General features: G+C 54.2%; 19 protein-coding genes, 1 tRNA gene and 1 pseudogene. 15 read left to right on the top strand and 6 right to left on the bottom strand.

Annotated elements, in window-relative coordinates:
- The first annotated feature begins 8 nt into the window (after positions 1–8).
- Positions 9–446 carry a response regulator gene (locus ACZ1HJ_RS02985; protein ID WP_472720876.1) on the top strand — a complete coding sequence of 146 codons (438 nt, stop codon included), beginning with the start codon at positions 9–11 and terminating at the stop codon, positions 444–446.
- Position 447: 1 nt separating this feature from the next.
- On the top strand, positions 448–1,533 hold the full coding sequence (locus ACZ1HJ_RS02980) for a sensor histidine kinase (RefSeq protein WP_472720875.1): 1,086 nt from the start codon (positions 448–450) through the stop codon (positions 1,531–1,533).
- 26 nt (positions 1,534–1,559) lie between these two features.
- Here the strand turns inward: ACZ1HJ_RS02980 and ACZ1HJ_RS02975 are convergent, their stop codons facing one another.
- The 3 genes from ACZ1HJ_RS02975 to ACZ1HJ_RS02965 all read right to left on the bottom strand — a co-directional run bounded on the left by ACZ1HJ_RS02975 (position 1,560) and on the right by ACZ1HJ_RS02965 (position 4,297).
- Complete coding sequence (locus ACZ1HJ_RS02975) at positions 1,560–2,012, bottom strand: response regulator (RefSeq protein ID WP_472720874.1); 453 nt, start codon at positions 2,010–2,012, stop codon at positions 1,560–1,562.
- Positions 2,013–2,729: 717 nt separating this feature from the next.
- Complete coding sequence (locus ACZ1HJ_RS02970) at positions 2,730–3,506, bottom strand: hypothetical protein (protein ID WP_472720873.1); 777 nt, start codon at positions 3,504–3,506, stop codon at positions 2,730–2,732.
- 551 nt (positions 3,507–4,057) lie between these two features.
- Entirely contained in the window at positions 4,058–4,297 is a 240-nt protein-coding gene (locus ACZ1HJ_RS02965) for a transcriptional regulator (protein WP_472720872.1), read from the bottom strand.
- 171 nt (positions 4,298–4,468) lie between these two features.
- Between ACZ1HJ_RS02965 and ACZ1HJ_RS02960 the strand changes: the two genes are divergently transcribed.
- From ACZ1HJ_RS02960 to ACZ1HJ_RS02950, 3 genes are read left to right on the top strand one after another with little or no spacing between them, the layout of a single operon-like run.
- Positions 4,469–4,675, top strand: coding sequence for a hypothetical protein (locus ACZ1HJ_RS02960; RefSeq protein WP_472720871.1), 207 nt, complete (start codon positions 4,469–4,471; stop codon positions 4,673–4,675).
- A complete protein-coding gene (locus ACZ1HJ_RS02955; protein ID WP_472720870.1) occupies positions 4,672–4,884 on the top strand; it encodes a hypothetical protein in 213 nt (70 codons plus the stop codon). Before ACZ1HJ_RS02960 ends, ACZ1HJ_RS02955 begins: the two co-directional genes overlap by 4 nt.
- 1 nt (position 4,885) lies before the next feature.
- Positions 4,886–5,227, top strand: a complete 342-nt coding sequence (locus ACZ1HJ_RS02950) for a hypothetical protein (protein WP_472720869.1) — start codon at positions 4,886–4,888, stop codon at positions 5,225–5,227.
- A gap of 1,276 nt (positions 5,228–6,503) precedes the next feature.
- Here ACZ1HJ_RS02950 and ACZ1HJ_RS02945 read toward each other — a convergent pair.
- Entirely contained in the window at positions 6,504–6,803 is a 300-nt protein-coding gene (locus ACZ1HJ_RS02945) for an ankyrin repeat domain-containing protein (protein WP_472720868.1), read from the bottom strand.
- 95 nt (positions 6,804–6,898) lie between these two features.
- Here ACZ1HJ_RS02945 and ACZ1HJ_RS02940 point away from each other — a divergent pair, with 95 nt between their 5' ends.
- Positions 6,899–8,497: a patatin-like phospholipase family protein gene (locus ACZ1HJ_RS02940; RefSeq protein WP_472720867.1), complete on the top strand. Its 1,599-nt coding sequence runs from the start codon at positions 6,899–6,901 to the stop codon at positions 8,495–8,497.
- 195 nt (positions 8,498–8,692) lie between these two features.
- On the opposite strand, the gene ACZ1HJ_RS02935 is transcribed toward ACZ1HJ_RS02940, so the two are convergent.
- Positions 8,693–8,767: transfer RNA gene (locus ACZ1HJ_RS02935), tRNA-Thr, on the bottom strand.
- Positions 8,768–9,008: 241 nt separating this feature from the next.
- On the opposite strand from ACZ1HJ_RS02935, the gene murA reads away from it, so the two are divergent.
- The 8 genes and pseudogenes from murA to ACZ1HJ_RS02895 all read left to right on the top strand — a co-directional run bounded on the left by murA (position 9,009) and on the right by ACZ1HJ_RS02895 (position 16,641).
- Positions 9,009–10,277, top strand: a complete 1,269-nt coding sequence (gene murA, locus ACZ1HJ_RS02930; RefSeq protein WP_472720866.1) for a UDP-N-acetylglucosamine 1-carboxyvinyltransferase — start codon at positions 9,009–9,011, stop codon at positions 10,275–10,277.
- Entirely contained in the window at positions 10,274–10,744 is a 471-nt protein-coding gene (locus tag ACZ1HJ_RS02925) for a DUF2948 family protein (RefSeq protein ID WP_472720865.1), read from the top strand. Before murA ends, ACZ1HJ_RS02925 begins: the two co-directional genes overlap by 4 nt.
- 95 nt (positions 10,745–10,839) lie before the next feature.
- A complete protein-coding gene (hisD, locus tag ACZ1HJ_RS02920) occupies positions 10,840–12,141 on the top strand; it encodes a histidinol dehydrogenase (RefSeq protein ID WP_472720864.1) in 1,302 nt (433 codons plus the stop codon).
- A 42-nt stretch (positions 12,142–12,183) separates the two neighbouring features.
- On the top strand, positions 12,184–13,146 hold the full coding sequence (locus tag ACZ1HJ_RS02915; protein ID WP_472720863.1) for a LuxR C-terminal-related transcriptional regulator: 963 nt from the start codon (positions 12,184–12,186) through the stop codon (positions 13,144–13,146).
- 120 nt (positions 13,147–13,266) lie between these two features.
- A complete protein-coding gene (locus ACZ1HJ_RS02910; protein WP_472720862.1) occupies positions 13,267–14,253 on the top strand; it encodes an MBL fold metallo-hydrolase in 987 nt (328 codons plus the stop codon).
- Between the two features lie 122 nt (positions 14,254–14,375).
- On the top strand, positions 14,376–15,581 hold the full coding sequence (locus ACZ1HJ_RS02905; protein ID WP_472720861.1) for a Rid family hydrolase: 1,206 nt from the start codon (positions 14,376–14,378) through the stop codon (positions 15,579–15,581).
- A 112-nt stretch (positions 15,582–15,693) separates the two neighbouring features.
- Positions 15,694–16,174 (top strand): annotated as a pseudogene (locus ACZ1HJ_RS02900) (UPF0262 family protein).
- Between the two features lie 5 nt (positions 16,175–16,179).
- Positions 16,180–16,641, top strand: a complete 462-nt coding sequence (locus ACZ1HJ_RS02895) for an arsenate-mycothiol transferase ArsC (RefSeq protein ID WP_472720860.1) — start codon at positions 16,180–16,182, stop codon at positions 16,639–16,641.
- 25 nt (positions 16,642–16,666) lie between these two features.
- Here ACZ1HJ_RS02895 and ACZ1HJ_RS02890 read toward each other — a convergent pair whose 3' ends face one another.
- Entirely contained in the window at positions 16,667–17,449 is a 783-nt protein-coding gene (locus ACZ1HJ_RS02890; RefSeq protein WP_472720859.1) for a maleate cis-trans isomerase family protein, read from the bottom strand.
- Between the two features lie 218 nt (positions 17,450–17,667).
- On the opposite strand from ACZ1HJ_RS02890, the gene ACZ1HJ_RS02885 reads away from it, so the two are divergent.
- On the top strand, positions 17,668–18,732 hold the full coding sequence (locus ACZ1HJ_RS02885; RefSeq protein WP_472720858.1) for a Hint domain-containing protein: 1,065 nt from the start codon (positions 17,668–17,670) through the stop codon (positions 18,730–18,732).
- The last annotated feature ends 171 nt before the right edge of the window (positions 18,733–18,903 follow it).

Here is an 18,903-nt window from a genome sequence, read left to right as displayed (position 1 = left end):
GATAAACCGTGGAAGTACTGATTGTCGAAGACAATGATGATGACTACGAGGCCACGTTGCGCGCGCTCAACCTGAGTAGCGATAGTGATCTCAACATTTCCAGATGCTGCAACGCAACGGATGCGTGGAATGCTTTGTTGTTTCGGGCGTCTGACGTCGAGCACAAAACCGAGGACCAGAAATTTTTTGTCATATTAGACCTGAACATGCCAGGCTTTGATGGACGCGACCTGTTGGAACGCATGAAGTCGCACGATAAGACCAAATCAATCCCAGTCGCCATTTTAAGCACCTCTGGTGATGCGAACGATGTAGAAGCGTGCTATCGCACTGGTGCAAACACCTTCATCCGCAAGCCGGTCAATTGGGACGAGTTCGTTCAAAAGATACGCAGCTTATATACGTTCTGGTTGCGGCACGCGGAATTGCCGACGCTTAGGTCATAATATGAAATTGCTTCTTGTGGTCGACGATACACCCGAAGACCGCGAGGTACTGACACGCATATTCGCTGCGAGTGAAACTAAAGAACACTATCGAACGATCGAGGCTTGGGACGCAGAGTCCTGTCTTGAACAGTTGGAGACAAACGCGAAAGTTGATTGCCTGCTGTTGGACTATTCCATGCCGGGGAAAGATGGGCTCGACCTTTTGTCCGCTCTTGTCGCGCAGTATCCGTCCATGCCCATTATCATGGTGACTGGCCATGGCAGCGAACATGTAGCTGTCGATGCGCTCAAACTGGGGGCCCAAGACTATATTGTCAAAAATTCGTTTTCTGGGCCTGACATCCGGCACCGCGTCGACACCGCGATTGAGCACAAAAACTTGGAGCGGCGTCTGGCGCGACAACAGCGAAGCTTGCGGGATTTTGCTGACATTCTCGTGCACGATCTGCGCGCTCCGCTCAGGTCTATCAAAGGACCGATTGAACTCCTGACCAACGGTGATGCGCCTTTGCCTGAAGAAACTCAGGCCCGGCTTTTCGAGTTTATCACCGATAGCGTCGCGCAGATGGACGGTCTAATCCTATCGCTGCAAGAGTTTTCCGAGCAGCCTCAAGCGGAACAAAAATTCGAGATGTTTTGCCCGTCAACTCTGTTCGAGCACGTCAAAACGACGCTGGCTCATGACATCGAGGCGACCAAAACAACCCTGACCTTCGAGCAGAATGTGGAGGAGATCTGGGGCTCTCCGCTCCTCCTTGCTCAGTTGCTTCAAAACCTCGTCGACAACGGTTTGAAATATCGCCGGAACTCTGATCCTCGTATCCATATTACCGCCCATGAAGACGCCGACGCATGGTTGTTGGTGGTGTTGGACAACGGCATCGGCATCGCTCAGGAACACTTGGCCGATATTTTCGAGCCTTTCAAAAGACTGCATGGACGTACGATCTACAAAGGAACTGGCCTAGGTTTGGCAATCTGCATGCGGATTGCAGAGCAACACGATGCCGGCTTGTTCTGCCAGGCAGAGCTTGGGCAATGGTCCAAATTCACACTATCGTTGCCAAAGCCACGCGCGGCTTGAAGACCGTGACGCGCAGTTCGGAATCGTCAATCGGACAAGTGATTAACCGGAGCGAGACGGCGGTCCAACAGCCTCCAATAGTGCTCAATGTTGTTGGGAAGCTCCGACGGCTCCCATCGACATCTTGAGCCATTCAAAAACGTTCGAAGCCGACGCTGGTCAATTGGTTTCGTCAAAAAGCCATCACAGTCGCTGATCAGGGCGCGTGCGCGCGTTTTGTCGCCGCCATCTCCCGTAAGCATGATGATGCGCAGCGTGGAACCATTCAGATGTCCTCTGATGCGCTCTGCCAAATCTGTACCCAAAACTCCCGGCATGTGCTGGTCGATGAAGCAGAAGTCGAACCGGCCAAGATGTTCGGAAAATGCTTGTTCCGGGGACGAAACCCATGTGATTGTCGCGTCAGGAGAGATGGCAGACAGTTTTGTGGATAGCTCAAGCGCGTCATACTCGCAGTCATCAATGACAAGAATATTCATCGGACGCCTCGTCTTAAAAACACGTTACTTTCAGCACAGTTCGTTTCACATTATTGTTAACGAACCATTAATCAGTGTTGCTGGGTATTTAACTCTCGAGGGAAGACGCCGGTCGTCTTCAACTCGGTTTCAATGAAATGGAACCCACAAAGAGGCATAAGTGCGAGCCGAAAAACAGGTGCTTCTGGAGAACTAACTAGGTCTGATTTGTAAACCCGCAGCCAACATCAACGGATGCTATGCTAGCGAAGTTCAAAACTCCGGAGTTGGCATAATCCTAAGTTTCGAAAACAGGGCCTGATAACTTCGCTTCAACATATGTTAATGGCTGTGTTCCAGACACCGTGGCTCAAAATATTCTATAGGGTTGCAGCGTTTTCTGCGCTGCGCGCACTAGCAACGCGATCATTGAATCGACTTTTCGGGCTCCGTGTCGCCTCGCACCGTTGGAGAAAAATACCTGGTTTCAAGACTAAACGAACGTCAGCTACTGAAAACGCTCGGCGACTAGTTCGCACCCGCAGCTAACTTCGGTTTTCTACCTTTGGTGCTTTTCGCTGTGGTCGCAAAGGGCACAAAGCGGACGTTAGCTCAAACAAATCGAACGGCAGCAAAGTCCGCACAGCTGCCGTTCGTGAGGACAGATCAACGGGGTCGGTCATTTCGATATCCAGTGTCTTGGATATCATTGGTTAATTCGTTGACCCGACTTTTCTCTCATGCACCTATACGTTTTTTTATGTCAGCGGGTAGAGAAGTGCGCTGGACAGTAGAGTACCCGTTTGCAAGCCGAACGCTCTGAGGTGCTCTTGCAAGTAAATTTGCCATATCATTGGCCCCCATCCAGATTAAGTGATCTTCTTCGGTTACCTGCTGATCCGGCCCCAACCAGTGGCCGGGTTCGCAATGGCTATAACCGTACCGAAGATGGGCTCCCTTCGCAGCCAATTTCTTGGGAACAAATGCAAACACAAAAGATGGGTTCCAGGCACTGACCATGATTTCAAGGAGGATTCGCGACAGTAGTGACGTAGCACCTTGGCTTCGTGGCCCACCAAGACCGCTGGCCCGAAGCCAGAATTCGCCCTGGTAGCAGACTTTACCTGTGATTGTCTGGAGCGCTTCTGGGCCTGAATAGAACGTGAGGTCCGGGTCAGGTGTTGAATCTGGGGTAATGTATTTGTGGCGATGTTCACTCAGGTGTTGAGCGAGCGACACACCTGAAAGATCAAGGACCCTTACCGCCTGAGTGTGAATCAGCTCCCCGCATGGAGAAAAGCCGCAGATCCAGAAACCGTTGGTATGGTCGATGTACGAACTCGCCACATCGAACATCGGGTAGATTGGGCCTCGATCAGATAGTTGACCTCGCAAGGTACGGTATTTTGCGAAATCATCTCCAATCTCAACACGGATTCCCGCCTGCTCAAGTTCGTGGAGTGTGCCGGAAAGGTTTTTTATCAATTCAAACAGTCTATTCGGTGACATCCCCATCCGTTTGGCCCTCTCTTCCCGGTCTGACGGTTAACCTCCCATTAATTAGTTAACGATGTGTTAGTCACGTTAACGGCGTGGACCAGTACAATTCGGATTCTGCTAAATCCGCTATGCCACGAACGTCACTTTGTCCGCAGAGCCACAACAGCTGACATTCGCGGTTAGCCCGCAATATCTACTTGCACTTCTTCAACCTACCTACAGGCAAACCACAATTTGTCGGATACGGGAATCCCCGAATAGCCGAAGAAGTAGTTAGGTCTTAAAAAAGTGTTATCGCTTGTTAAAATGGTTTCTTGATTATGCCCAAGAATAAAAAATTCCGCATTACATATTCGAGCCCGTTCGCCCGTAGATTGACTTTTACGCCTGCTGACAATCCAGCGGAGGATAATGGGTCGCTTGATTGCCCCGAAACATTGGATGAATTTGAAGAGGCAATTCTGGAGCTGTTTACCCCTGTTGATACGAAAAGCATGAGGTTGCACTGAACTCTTGCGGCAATCCCCGTTAAGTGCTGCGGCTATCACTCCCTAGATGACCCGCACCTACTTCTTCAACCTCACCCCAGGCCCACCACCGTTTTCGGGGATGAATTGAATTCCGGCATTGGTAAGCGCCTCTGAAATGAGCTTTGCATTGCTTTCCCTTATGGCGCCGCCTCTTTCAAAAGCTGTGATTGCAGTCACGCTTAACTTTCCACCCATGCCATTGATGGCGCTCGATAAATCTGCCTGCTTCCATCGCAAGAGAGCTCTTGCTGCCGCGCATTGTGTTCCCGTCAGCACTATAAACCTCAATTTTTTTCAAGTTATGCATTGACCAAATGAGTCATGTAACTTAAATATATTTCAAGTTAATGCAGTGCGCAAGCATGCAACTCGCCACCATCTCCCGCATTGCCGTCAATGGCGCGGTGCATGAGTACGTGATCCAATAACTCATAGGAGGGACTTCAAATGGATGCCCAAGTTCAAAGACCAACCTTGGCAGATTGCCAACACGACGCCGTCATACTGGCTGAGATGCTAGAAGGCATTGACTTGATGGGTGTGGAAGGGTGCAAGTTTGACAGCCCACGCATTGCGGTCACCATCGTCGCGCTCGAACGCGCAAAGGCACTTGCCGAAAACTTGGACAAACTTGAGTCAGGGGACGCCCAATGAACCACACTGTTCATCACCGCCTCTGTACGGCTCTGAGTATCATTCAAAAAGAGATCATGGCTGCAGACACCAACTTCGTGCCCGAGAAGTTCTTTGAAGGTTGGTATTTTGAAACTGCTGCGCTGGAGCAAGCAGCGCACCTTCTGATGGAAGCCATCCCGGAAACCGAACACCTGGAAACCGCTCAGACGCCGCAGGAAGGGAGGTGAGATGACCTGCGGTGTCTGCCATCCAGAAGCTTTCCGCGAAGCTGACCAGCGGGTGTTCGGCTACGTTGCTGAATCCCGCGATGGGGCGTCAGACACGAAGGTGCGTCAGGTGTACTACGTGGGTGCGGAGTTGGTGCTGACTGACATTCGTGAAGGCCGTGTCATGGACCGCCCAGCATTCAAAATCCTGCGCAAGGTCATGCGCCCCGGTGACAAGCTCATCCTGGCCGACGAGACGGCACTGGGCACCAAGCCAGCCTATGTGTCGGCGAACATCTTTGCGCTGGAAGCAGAAGGCGTAGAGGTCGCAATAGTGAGGAAGGAATTCTTTGTTAGCAGGTGAAGGAAGCCTTGCAGTTCCGGCAACAAGGCTTCCAACCTTACAATCATACAACTCGTGACTAGTGTAGTAGAGGCAAACAGCGTGAACTTGCTTTTGCGCCGAGTGATGAAGAAGAAAGTAGAGACCTTATCTGCTGGAATTCGACAAGGCCTCTAGCTTCCGTCCTCTGCCAAGAGGCAGGTTGATTACTACACTCCGGAAAGTGAATCTGAGGTTACGACTGACAAAGAAATTTGCAGATGCCCGGAGTTTTTGAACTCATGTTTAACGGGCAGTAACGAGTGCCCCTGTTTGGGTTTTGAGTACGAGGTTTTTGTTATGAACCATTATGCTGTAAACCGGACCTGGTCAGACCAGTTCCTGCCGCAGATAAAACGGATTGTGGGCAGCCATCTCCTGGAGACCTCACCAGATCCACTGGACTGGCATCAGGCTACAGACCTTCTCATGTTGGACGCCAGAGACATGCGTATCGCCGCACGGGTTCGTAGACCTGGCTACGCAGACAGGTACCCGCATCAGTTCACCATCCGCTCTCGCGTCGCCTCTGGGGCGGAGACAGAGCTATCCAAGATAGTGAACGGCAAAGGCGACTGGTTGTTCTACGGCCATGCCAATACAGCTCAGACGGCGATTGAGAGCTGGTATCTGATTGACCTACGGGCATTCCGAGCAGGGCTTATACGGCAGGGAGTGGATGGGTTGGTGTGGGGCAACAAGACGAACGCAGACGGCACGCGGTTTACGTGGTTCGACATCAGGAGCTTTCCCAAGGAGCCGGGGTTGGTGGTGGCAAGGTCGACTGTTAGTCCATCCATGAACCAGAGAACCTGAACCCGTCAATTTGGAAATGTTCAAGCAATTCTTTTATCCGCAGTTTTTCGCTAGGTAGAAAGATGTTGATTTGCCTCAGCAACAGGAGCAACGCAGGCCGTCGGTTGTATTAGTAATACTTGGACGGTTCCTGCTTTGACAGTGGCCGGCACAGAAAGTTCGAGGCGAAGGTGAACTTGCCAAAACAAAAACAGATTTCCTGCTTCGCTTATCGAAGCCATTCTTTTTTAGGTGGACCCGAATACCTTCGTCCGCCATTCGAAACGGTCCCGAGTCGAATTGACGCCAATGGTGTGGGTCAGTGTGCTTTTCATCATTGGAACCAACTGATGCAAGAAATTTCGCAATTTGAACGGCTTCATTTTTTGCAAACAGTATGTCTTTTCCACCTGCAACATGAACGACAACGGGACAAGTATGTGCTTTCTGTCTGGCTGTCTTTTTATTGGCGCGCCTCGGCATCTATGGCATCCCTCAAAATTTCAACTGCTACATTGTGTTCGTTAAAAGTTGCAATGTCGAGTGCTGTGTAACCGGAAGGGTCTCTGGCTGACAAGTCGGCTGCGTGATGAATCAGCGTTTGGAGAACTTGAGTGTTCCCAGCCTCAACCGCATGAAAAATCGCAGACAAGCCAGAGTCATCAATTGCGTTTGGATCCGCACCTGACGCAAGTAGTAGCTTAACTTGCTTTAGATCACGTAGCCAAACTGCTTCGCGCAATGATTTGCTTTGGTTGTTCATCTGCTCTGCTCGCTCTACAAGTTGATTTTTTGTTAGACATTAGCACATCATGTAGTCTTGGTATATGTGATTTTCGGAATAATTGGGGACAGAAAATGGTAAAAAAAGCAAAAAGGATAAGAGCATTTTGCGTCTTTGAAGGAGGAGGAGCGCGCGGTGTGGCGCATTTGGGCGTTCTGGAGGCGCTTGAGAAAGACACTAGCATTTCAATAGTTGGATTTGCGGGCGCTTCAGCGGGTGCAATCGTCGCATCTCTCGCAGCAGCCGGTTTTTCCAGTGAGGAAATTCTTAACCGAGAAACAAAGAAAACCTCGTTAATGCAGTATCTGAAACCGATTGAGTTTCGGCATCCAAGTGAAATCTTCGGAGGCGGGCTGCGTTGGATAAATCGATTCAATGGGTACGAAAACCGACGTCGAACAGTAAAGTACGCTATCGCGTTGCTCTCGATTATAGCCCTTGCCACAGCGTTATTCTTGCACTTAACCTTGTCAAATAGCTTTGTATGGAACGTCTCAGTTTTAGCCAGTTTACCAGTGGCCATTCTATTTCTTTGCACTGTGCTAACGTGGTATACGATTTTTCAGTTCAAGGGGTTCGTTTCGCTCGATGAGTTTCAGAAAAATTTCAATTCGCTATTGCTAGCAAGATTGAATGAAAAGCAACCTGGTTTGATTAATGGCGAATGGGTTACGTTCGGAGAATTGTATCAACACACTGGAATGCCGCTGAGAATTGTTGCTGCTAATCTTACGACAGGTGAAGTCGAACTTTTTTCATCAGGCCAAACCCGAGACATGCCAGTAGCCAAGGCCGTCGCTGCGTCAATTGCCGTCCCTGTTATTTTTGAGCCTGTACTAATCGATGAAGTAGAGTACTCGGATGGTGGTTTGGTCTCAAATCTACCTGCTTGGACGTTCGAAGATGAAGCTATTTTTGGTCCAAACATAGTCACAATAACATCAGAACTAGAAGCGCTAAAATCCACTCCCAGAAACTTGTTTTTGAGATTGTTGGTGACAGCTGTCTTTGGATCGCATCAATTGAATACTCGCGGGCTTAAAAATCATATTCGGATTGATACAGACACGACTAACTACGGCTTATTAGACTTTGAGATGAATGGTCGGCGTGCGTCCAAACTTGCAGCGCGTGGTTTCGAGAAAGCTCAAAACGCATTAATTTACGAGAAAGAACAGTTAAAGTTAGCTTGGGACATTCAAAATTTGACATCGCGAGTTATTTCAAACTTCGCTACGCCAACAGAAAGAACTACCGATGTGCGCGTAGCCCTCTTAAGGTTTGTGAACTTGCCAAGATGCAGACCTACAGCTTTGAAACCTTGGAAGTGCGTAGGTTTTGATACTAGCGTTGAGGAGGGCCTTACTTTTCCCTTAAAAAATTCTGGTCTTCATGAAGCATTGAGTACCGGTGATCCCGTATACGAAAACCTCAGTGTCAAAAACAATAGGAAAGCACTAAGAGATTTTTTTGGCAATCCAAAAGACGATGATTGGCTTGTTCGCTGCTATAGAGGCGACCGCTCTGCAATTGTGTGTTTTCCGTCCAAAAATGAAACTTCAGTTCGCTTAGGCGCAATTTTGATAGATACAAATGCACAGTTCTCTTCTGCGAACAGACTTAAGAGCTGCATCAACGAACTTGAGGCACAACTCTCGAAATGGAATCTGTAGTGTCGTTAAGCGTGTATGACTTGATATGCCACATATCGTATTTATAAGTTTTGCAACACGGTTACGTTCGTAACATCATCGAGGCGACACTCCCCAGTTGCAGCATGCTTAGAGTGCTTGGGTGGATTCTAGGGTGGATTAGAAACCTCAATTTTTATGTAAGTATCTGAAATTTATAAAATTTATTTGGTAATCTGGTGCTGCTGGGGAGGATTGAACTCCCGACCTCACCCTTACCAAGGGTGCGCTCTACCACTGAGCTACAGCAGCACGCCGTGGCGGGCTGATTAGACCCTTATTGCATATGGTGCAAGGGTTATCTGGACCCTTATTGGCTGCTGATGTAGAGAGTAAACATGGACAAAAAAGCGCCAGAAAAGAAACCGAAAAAAACCGGAAAAACGCGCGAAGAGAGGCTCAAACAGGCTTTGAAAGCTAATCTTGCGCGTCGAAAAGCGCAGACACGTGCGCGGGGCGCGCAGAACACAGGCAAAGGCGAGGGATAGAGCAGATGGATTCGATTGTTGTGACAGGAAATGGCCCGTTGAAGGGCCAGATACCAATCGCAGGGGCGAAGAATGCCTGCCTGACATTGATGCCGGCGACGCTCCTGAGCGATGAGCCGCTGACCCTGACAAACGCGCCGCGCCTGTCAGATATCAAGACCATGACAGAGCTATTGAGCTCCCTCGGGGCGGAAGTGTCGAGCCTGCAGGACGGGCAGGTGCTGGTGATGTCCAGTCACAACCTCGATAATCACGTGGCAGACTATGACATCGTGCGCAAAATGCGGGCGTCGAACCTTGTTCTTGGGCCCATGCTGGCGCGGTTGGGACATGCGGTTGTGTCGCTGCCCGGCGGCTGCGCGATTGGTGCGCGTCCGATGGATTTGCACATTCAGGGGCTGGAGGCGCTTGGGGCCGAAATCGACCTGCGTGACGGGTACTTGCATGCCAAGGCACCCAAAGGGCTTAAGGGCGCAAAGATTTCATTCAATTTCGCATCAGTTGGGGCCACGGAAAACGTGCTGATGGCGGCGACGCTGGCCAAGGGCACGACCGTTCTGGAAAACGCGGCGCGCGAGCCTGAAATCGTTGATCTGGCTACATGTCTGCGCCGGATGGGTGCGCAGATTGAAGGCGACGGCACAAGTACGATCACCATTCAGGGCGTTGATCGCCTTGGTGGGGCAACGCACCCGGTTGTTACTGATCGAATTGAGCTGGGTACTTACATGCTGGCACCGGCGATCTGCGGTGGTGAGGTGGAATGCCTCGGCGGACGGATTGATCTGGTTGGCGCATTTTGCGAAAAACTGGATGCGGCGGGCATCTCGGTGACCGAAACGGAAAAAGGCCTCAAAGTCGCGCGCAAAAACGGCCGGGTGCGATCCGTCGATGTGACGACAGAGCCCTTTCCCGGCTTTCCGACGGATCTGCAGGCGCAGATGATGGCATTGATGTGCACCGCGGACGGGACTTCGGTGCTGGAGGAGAAGATTTTCGAAAACCGCTTCATGCATGCGCCGGAATTGACCCGCATGGGAGCCCGGATCGAGGTTCATGGCGGTACGGCCACGGTCACGGGGGTGGATCGCCTCAAGGGTGCGCCTGTCATGGCAACTGACTTGCGGGCCAGTGTCTCGCTCATTTTGGCCGGGTTGGCCGCCGAGGGGGATACTGTGGTCAACCGGGTCTATCATCTGGACCGCGGATATGAGCAAGTGGTGCGTAAATTCGAAGGCGTTGGTGCCAAGATCGAAAGGGTGTCGGGGAAATGAGTGAAGACGCGCGTTTTGAAGATGGGGACGAGGCGCCCCTGAACCTTGGTGCGTTGGACGCCGATGATCTTGAGGTCATGTCGTCGCTTCTGCAGGACGCTGTTTTTCCGATCATTGAGATGTCGTGGCGCGCGGCGGATCGCCGGTTTGCACTCTTGGTCAACCGTTTCAGATGGGAAGATGACGGTCGCGATCGGCATGGTCCGGAACGGGTGAGGTCGCTTCTGGTGGTAGACAATGTTTTGCGTATTGCGAGCCAGGGCATCGACCGGTCCGACAAGGACATGATCCTGTCGCTGCTGGCGATAACGTTCGAGCCCGGCGAAGAGGGTGCGGGGTATGTTTTGTTGACCCTGGCGGGCGATGGCGCAATTCGGCTGGAAGTCGAAGCGCTGGAAGCCACGTTACGGGATGTAACGCGGCCTTACGGTGCGCCGTCCAAGAAAACACCGGATCACGGCGCGTAGAAGTTGCGCGAATGTGGTGCAGCTAATTGCGCTGCGCCGGGTTGAGCCTTGGGGGCGATGCAAGTAAGCCTCTGCCAGATCAAGGAGGCTGGGCTATGCCGGTATTTCTGAAAAGCACCGATGCGGATTTCGAGGCGGCGTTTGCAGCACTCCTCGGCGCCAAGCGCGAGGACAGTCCCGACGTTGATTCGGCCGTCGCAGAGATTATCAGTGACGTGCAATTGCGCGGCGATGCGGCCGTGATTGACATGACCAAGCGGTTTGACCGCATGGAACTGGACGCGGATAGGCTGCGTTTTTCAGAGACCGAAATTGATGAATTGGTGGCGCAAGTGCCCGCTGTTGAACGCGATGCGCTGGAATTGGCGGCGGAGCGTATCAGAGTTTACCATGCGCGCCAGATGCCGGCGGATGACAGTTGGACGGATGAGCATGGCGCAATGCTGGGCTGGCGCTGGACGCCGGTCAGCGCGGCGGGCCTTTACGTTCCCGGTGGTTTGGCTTCTTACCCCTCATCCGTGTTGATGAACGCGATCCCGGCCAAGGTGGCGGGGGTTGAGCGGTTGGCAATCACGGTGCCAACGCCAGATGGAATTTCCAACCCGCTGGTATTGTTGGCCGCGCGTTTGGCCGGTGTCGACGAAGTTTACCGCATCGGCGGCGCGCAGGCGATTGCAGCGCTGGCGTATGGCACGAACACGATTGCGCCCGTCGACATGATCACCGGACCGGGCAATGCCTTTGTCGCCGCGGCCAAGCGCCGGGTGTTTGGCAAGGTCGGCATTGACATGATCGCGGGGCCATCTGAAATTCTGGTCATTGCCGACAAGGACAACAACCCCGACTGGATCGCGCTTGATATGCTGAGCCAGGCGGAACATGACGAAAGCGCGCAATCCATTCTGATCACGGACGACGCGGATTTTGGCAATGCGGTTAGTGCTGCCATAGATGCGCGTCTTGAAACCCTTGAGCGGCGTGAGATTGCTGGGGCCAGTTGGCGTGATTTCGGCGCAGTGATCGTGGTACCTGATCTTGATTGCGCCGCGGAGCTATCCAATCGCGTGGCGCCCGAACATCTGGAGCTTTGCGTTGGTGATGCCGATGCGCTATCGGCCAAAATCACCCATGCGGGCGCAATTTTTCTTGGCGCCTGGACGCCCGAAGCCATTGGCGACTACGTGGGCGGGCCAAATCACGTGCTTCCCACAGCGCGATCTGCCCGCTTCAGCAGCGGTCTGAGCGTGATGGATTTTCTCAAGCGGACCACACTGGCGCGGATGACGCCAGAGGCCTTGCGTGCCATCGGACCGGCGGCGGAAACGCTGGCGCAGTCCGAGAGCCTTGAGGCGCATGGCCTGTCCGTGCGGGCGCGGCTGGATCACCTCAACAAGTAAGACGGCTTGCGCGGGCTGGCGGCGGCCCCTTAGACTTGCGCTATGCCGAAGGTCATGCCGAATATCCCCACAGAGACGATTGCCAATTGGCAACGGATTATTGATCTGATCGCCAAACTGTCTGATGTGCCCGCCGGGTTGGTCATGCGCACGGATGCCCCGCGACATGCGGTTTTCGTGACCAGTCGGACGCCGGGCAACCCTTATGAAGTTGGTCGGGAATTTCGGCTGCATGACAAGCTTTATTGCCAGGGTGTCTTTGACAATGACGGTGAATTGATCGTCGAAGATGCGCAATGTGAGGCCCGTTGGTGCGATAATGAAGACCTTGAGGAAGGGATGAGTTTTTACATCGGCTATCCGCTGAAATGGCCGGATGGGGAGGTTTTTGGCACGATTTGCGTGCTGGACCGTCGGCGCAACAAGCGCGCGCTTCTCTTCCGCGAAGGGTTGCAGGAGTTTGCCCGGGTGATCGAGGCCGATCTGGTGCTGCTGACGGAAATCGACGCGCGCAAACGCCTTGAAGCGCAGTTACAGGACACGCTGGATCAGCTCGAAAAGCGGGTCAGTGATCGTACATCCGAGCTGGAAGAGGCCAACACCGCATTGCGGGTCTTGCTCTCGAATGTCGAGCAGGCGCGGCAGGATTATGACCAGCAGTTTCTGCGCCAGATCAAGGGCCTCGTGATGCCGCATGTGTCACGCCTGCGCACCCGGCTCAGCAGCGATCCGGTGGCGCTCACCTATCTTGAACTGATGGAAAGCAGCCTCAAATCCATATCGGCGTCGTATTCCAGCAAACTGGCCACGGCGTTCGAAGCTCTGACACCGGCTGAACTGGAGATTGCGCAAATGGTCATGCGCGGCCAGACGACCAAGGAGATTGCGCAGACCCTGGCACGCGAAACCAGTACGGTCGATTTCCATCGCAACAATATCCGGCGCAAGCTGGGCATCCATGGCAAGGGTCAGAACCTGCGCAGCCTTCTTTTGTCGATCCAATGAATATGGGGGAAAACCCCCATTTCCCCATCGGTTTTTCCATACTCTCGAAAGACAGATTGATTGTTAGCCTGTTCACGGCGGCATCAGGCCGCTTGCCATCTGACAACAGGGACAAAACGCATGAAAAGAGAAGATTTAAAACCTACCCTATTACACGGCGCACGCGATGATCTGGCGCCGGGCCTGTCACGCCGATCCTTCTTTCTCGCGGCGGGGGCCACAGGTGTCGGGGCCGCGGCAACGATGCTTGGCAGCGGAAAGGCACAGGCACATTCGACGGATTGGTTGCAGCCCGGCAACAACAACAGCGTGATTGATATGCAAGCCACAACGGGTGCTGCGGTTGAGGGCGATGTCGGCATAGATTTCTACGGTCATTGCGCTATCAAGATCACATCCCCCGGCGGTGCGACGGTCCTGTTTGATCCCTGGCGCGACGATCCGTCAGGTGCCTGGGGCCTTTGGTTTAAAAACGAGTTTCCGGAAACACAGGTCGATATCTGCATGTCGACCCATACGCATTTCGATCACGATGCAATCGACCGTCCGGTCTCGACCATGGTGCTCGACCGCATGGTGGGCAATTTCGAGTTTGCCGATCTCAAAATCACCGGGTTTGCAGACAAACATGCCTGTGTGGCGCCGGGCTGGTACAGTTGGACGGATGCGCTGGCTGAATTTGGCGTCAATGCCTGCCCGCCTGATAATGTGGGCCATATGGATATGGTGGTCTATCTGGTGGAAACCGGCGGTATCCGGACACTGATCTGGGGCGATAACCGCCACAATCCACCCGCCGAATTCTGGGATGCGATTGGTCAGGTGGATGTGCTGACCCTTCCGGTGGACGGCTCCCAGCATATTCTGTCCTACGACATGGGCAATGACATCGTAGAACGGCTGAAGCCCAAGGTGATCATCCCCACACACTACCTCAATGAGACCACCAGCTACACGCTGACCACGCTGCAGAACGCAGATGAATGGGTGAAGGCGCAAAAGAGTTTCAAGATGGTGGATGGGGCAAACCTTTCGTTGAATGCGGGCGATGTGGCCGGCATGGACCGTGAGTTCATGTATTTCGGACACAACGCGCATACGGCCTGATCAGGCCAAGGCCGGGGCAGTTTGACCCCCCAAGGCATGCCCCGGCCATTCACAAAATCCATCGACGTCTGGCCCGGCTGGTGTAGCGTGGTGTCCGTGGTAAATTGCGCGCGGATATCGGGATGAAGAGAACCTATAGCTGGCCCCAGGGACACTGGAACTGGCCCGTAGACTTGACGCACAAGCATGGCGTACGGGCGGGCCAGATGATTTTCACCGGCGGGCAGGTCGATCTGGACGCCAAGGGCACTGTACGCAACCCGGGCGACATCACCGCGCAGTGTGATGCGGCGATGGCGTACCTGTCGGATGTTCTGCACGATCTGGGATCGGATTATGGTGATCTTGTCCGGCTGGTCGTTTATTTCGTGGGCGATGCAGGCGCTGAGGCACGGCTTCTAACACAGCTGGCAGGCATTCTAAGTGGCGCGTCCTGCCCAGTGGTCAACCTGATCGCGCTGCCCGAGCTGTGTTATCCGAAGATGATGATCGAAATCGAAGGCGTGGCCATGCGCCGCGAGGATGATCAGCCGTTGCCGCGTCAGGAAATACACATGCCATCGATGCCGAAATTGCCCCCGACTTTCTCGCATGTTGTCGTCTGTGGCGACATGGTTTTCACCGGCGATCTTTCCGCCCAGAAACCGGATGGGCAGTTTGATATGCCCGGCGATGTCGTGGCGCAGACCGAGGTGATGATGGATCAACTTGAAAGTGCGCTGACGCTCGCGGGTGCGGCCATCGGTGATGTGGTCAAGCTCAACGTGTTTTATGTGGGCGGCGGTACGGCGGAGGATTGGGAGAAGCCCGCGCAAATCCGGGCGGCACGTTTCCCGGATCCCGGGCCCGCGCCAACAGGTATGCCCGTGCCACGTTTCCCGAACCCGGAAATGATGACCAAAATATCCGTCACGGCGATGCATGGCCCCAAGATGCACGCCTGGCCCGAGGGGCATTGGGATTGGACCACGCCCTTGCCCTACAAACACGGCAATAAATGTGGGCAGATGATCCACGTGGGCGGGCAGGTGTCGCTTGACTGCAACGCGCAGGTGATCGACCCGGGTGACATGGTGGCCCAGACCCGGCGCGCGATGGAGAATATGGCCAAGGTGCTGGCCGATCTGGGCGCGGGGCTGGATGATGTGGTCAAGGTCACAACATTCTATCAGGGCAACGCATCCGCCGATGCTTTGCACGAAAACCTGTTGATCCGCTCAAATTCCTACACCGCCCCCGGACCTGCGACGACAGGCATTCCCATGCGCGCGCTGGTTTATGAGGACATGGTGATCGAAATCGAAGTCACGGCGATGGTTCCCGCCTAATCCTGACCTGTGTTTTACGGGTCGCGATTCACGTGCTCAATTCGAAGTCGGATTGCCCAAAAATGCATCCTGCGATAGTGGTTCGGAAGCTTGCCAAGTGAAAGATCGTAAAATGAGTCGTATCAGCCACATCGAATTGGATGACGCCAATCTGCCACCGCCCACGCCCGAGATCGAGCAGGAGCGAAAGGTAGCCATGTTTGACCTGATCGAAGGGAACACCTTTGATCTGCCCAAACGGGATGACCGCGTGGTGCCGCCGGGCCCCTACCGCGTGCAGCTGTCGATTCTGCGAAAAACGGCTGGTGTTCGACATCCGCACCGAGGCTGAAGATCCCGCGGCGGAGTTCCATTTGTCCCTCAGCCCGTTCCGGCAAGTGGTCAAGGATTATTGGGCGATCTGCGAAAGCTATTTCGATGCGGTCAAGAACATGCCGCCCAGCCAGATCGAGACGATCGATATGGCGCGTCGTGGCATCCACAACGAGGGTGCCCGCATTCTGGAAGAACGCCTGGAAGGCAAGGCCGATATCGACAATGACACCGCCCGACGCCTCTTCACGCTGATCTGCGTGCTGCATTTCGGGGCCTGACGCGAATGGGCGAGGAGCTTCCTCAGTCAGTGCTGTTTTGCTGTGACCACAATGCCGTGCGTTCGCCCATGGCCGAAGGGATCATGAAGAAGTTCTACGGCACTGACACCTACGTTCAGTCCGCCGGCGTCAAGAGCGATATGGATATTGACGGGTTCAGCATATCTGTCTGTGGGGAGATCGGCGTGGTTCTGGACCGTCACCGCACCCGCAGCTTTGATGAGATGGAGCAATGGGGTGATGACCTGTCATCCTTTGACCTTGTGGTGGCACTCAGCCCGGCCAGCCAGCGCCGCGCCTTGGAACTGACCCGTGTCTTTCACCTTGAAGTCATCTATTGGCCAATCATGGATCCAACTGGGCTTGGTGAAACCCGCGACGCCAAGCTTGGCGCCTATCGCCAGACCCGGGATCAGATCATCAGCCACCTGACCGACAGGTGGGGGCCTGCACGGAAAGACATTTGAACAAAACTGGGCTATTGCCCGCGTGTCAGTGCTCGCGAAGGAGCCGCCCCAGCCCCGTCAACTTATCTCTCACTCCGGCCAGCCGCAGACAGTCCCAAAGCATCGCTTGATTGCTGCAGATCACCGGTTTGCCAAGGCGCTGTTCGATCTCATCCACCACGTCGATGCTGCGCAGGGCACCACAGCTGAGCAGGATGGTGTCCGCCTCGGGCGTGTCGATCGCGCGGGCGTAGTCGATCAGGTACGCGGGCGAGACCCTGATCATCTCGGTGTCGTAGTGCAGGCCCATGCCGTGGGCGGCCACGATGTTGAAACCCGCCTCTTCCAGATAGGCCGCGACATTGTCGTTTAACTCCGACACATAGGGTGACCCAAGCGTGATGTTCCGTGCGCCCATCGCGGATAGTGCTTTGCGCACGGCCCCGGCGAGGGTTGATGTTTTGGCCCCCGGCGCCCCTTTGGCCAGTTCCGTGCAGGAGGCCTCTTCGCCAACGGCCACGGTGCCGGAGGTACAGGCGAAGCAGATCACATCCAGACCGTCATCAGGCAGGATGCGTCGCGCCGTATCCGCCAGAGAGCCACGTAGCTGAGCCAGGCTTTCGGTAGAAATTTCACGCGGCATGGTGGCCCGGCTGAAAAATGTGCCCACACCCGGTGGCATGTGCCGGATCATGTCGTCTTCGATCGTCTGCTCATTAGGAATGAGAACAAATCCGATCTTGGCACGCGCATTGCGACCATCGTCAAACCGCACGCTGTTCAACACCGCCAGTCGTGCGGCATCATCCAGTTCATCAAGCTTGTTCATCTTCGCCTCCCGCAACGCATCTGACGTACAGACTACCCGGAATGCAGAATTGCGCAAATCCGCCGGGCAATACAATGTTTTGACCCAGTGCGGTCTGTGGGCCAGATGTGACGGCAATCGAAAAATTGGACAAATTCCGAATCGGGGGGCTTCCCAGGGTGATTCTGCGTCTGTTAACCATTCGTTAATAAAAAGAATAAAAGGCAGGCATATAGGCAATGAAGACGGGCTTTCGTGGCACGTTTGTCATCTCCTGGTCGCAGACGGAAGTGGACGGTTTAGAAGCCGCACCTGTATCGTCGCTCAACATTGGGGCCGCGTGGTCCTGGCGGGGCGATGTGGTACGGGTGGACGGACCCAGTGAACTCCTGCGCCTTGAGCGGGCAAATGGTGATGTAACAAATCGCAAACGCGCGGCGCGGATGGTACGGCGCCTGGTGGGCGCGGCGATCACGCACACAAATGATATCGAGGCCGTGGAGGTCGAAGACCCACAGGTGGATAGCGGTTTTGTCGTCACGGATGGGGCGCAAAGCTATACCGTTACCATGATTGATGCCGGTCGCGACACGCCGCCTCTCTTGATGTTCCTCGACGAAATCCCCCCGCGCAATACGGAAATGTGGATTGTGCACCACTCGCTTGACGGCCTGCGGAGTGCCGCGAGACAGCCCATGTCGGGCGGCGTCATTTGTTTCACACCGGGCACCCGGATCGAGACGCCCGAAGGCCCGCGTCTGGTGGAAGAACTGCGCGAAGGTGACCACGTGGCGACCAAAGACAACGGAGCACAGGAAATTGAATGGATTGGCAGCCGCCGGATGTCTGGCGCCCGGCTTTTTGCGATGCCACGGTTGCGGCCGGTTCGGATCCGTGCCGGTGCATTGGGCGTTGAACGCCCGGATGAGGAATTACTGGTCAGCCCCGAACACCGGATGCTGATCAAGGGTGATGTGGCGCAATCGCTGTTCAATGTGCCGGAAGTTTTGGTGTCGGCGAAAGATCTGATCAACAACGCGACCATTTCGGTCGATCTGGCAGTGCGGGAAGTCACCTATGTGCATTTGCTGTTGCCGCAGCATCAAATCGTCTGGGCCAATGGGATAGAGACGGAGAGTTTCCATCCGGCCAGCACGTCGCTGGACATGTTGGACATTGGTGACAAAGAACGTCTTTTGGAAGTGAACCAGCGCTTGGAGTACGAACCCCACGCATATGGCAGTTTTGCCCGCAGGAAACTGAGCAGTTCAGAGGCGGCAATTCTGGCGCATGAGGCGGCCTAAACGCACGTATCTGTTTTTCGCAAAACAGAAATCAGTTCTTCCTGGTCTTGAGGCTGTGGAAAGCGACGATTTTTGCCTGGGTTTCCAACCTGTGTTGACTCTGCGCCGCAGCGCAGTATAAGCGCGCATTCATTGGTGTTGGCGGCCCCCGCAAGGGGATGCCTGTCGGGA

The sequence above is a fragment of the Roseovarius sp. JB2-10 genome (assembly GCF_055693585.1).
This window is presented reverse-complemented; position numbering and strand designations above follow the sequence as displayed.